This window comes from Salinisphaera sp. Q1T1-3 (assembly GCF_003602005.1).
In the GTDB taxonomy this organism is placed as follows: Bacteria; Pseudomonadota; Gammaproteobacteria; order Nevskiales; family Salinisphaeraceae; genus Salinisphaera.
In genome coordinates this window covers 1-447 of record NZ_QZWD01000044.1, presented here as the reverse complement: position 1 = coordinate 447, position 447 = coordinate 1, and the positions used below count along the sequence as shown (strand labels likewise).

2 protein-coding genes are annotated in these 447 nt (G+C 43.6%); both read right to left on the bottom strand.

Translation table 11 applies throughout. From position 1 onward, the window contains the following. Positions 1–229: NAD-binding protein (locus D3260_RS17095; protein WP_158583595.1), on the bottom strand; the 229-nt coding region annotated here is incomplete at its 3' end. A 9-nt stretch (positions 230–238) separates the two neighbouring features. Further along, a partial coding sequence (locus D3260_RS17090; protein ID WP_147418253.1) for a PLP-dependent transferase occupies positions 239–447 on the bottom strand: 209 nt, incomplete at its 5' end.

The window sequence follows — 447 nt, the reverse complement described above, 5'->3', positions numbered from 1 at the left end:
CTCCTATGGCCACAACGGCAGCATCCATTTCCTGAATATTTTGCGCTGCCAATGCTTTTGCATCTGTTGTATCCAACGTTACTGCAAATGCCACATCGTCTTTGATGTTTTCGATCTTTTCTTCCTGATTATCGAAAGCAAAAACCTGTGCTCCTTTTTCAGCAAGACGCAAAGCAATGGTTGAACCATATTGCCCTACTCCGATCCCTGCCAATTTACTAAATCCCATTCTTTCTAATTATGCTAGTGCTTGTTTCAAGTCGTTTATTAAATCCTCAGCGTCTTCAACACCGACGCTCAAACGAATAAGTGAATCTACAATTCCTGCAGCTTCTCGTTCCTCTTCTGGAAGTGCTGCGTGTGTCATTGTAGCTGGATGACACGTTAAAGACTCTACACCCCCTAACGATTCTGCCAGCGTAAAGACTTGCAGGCTTTCCACTATCT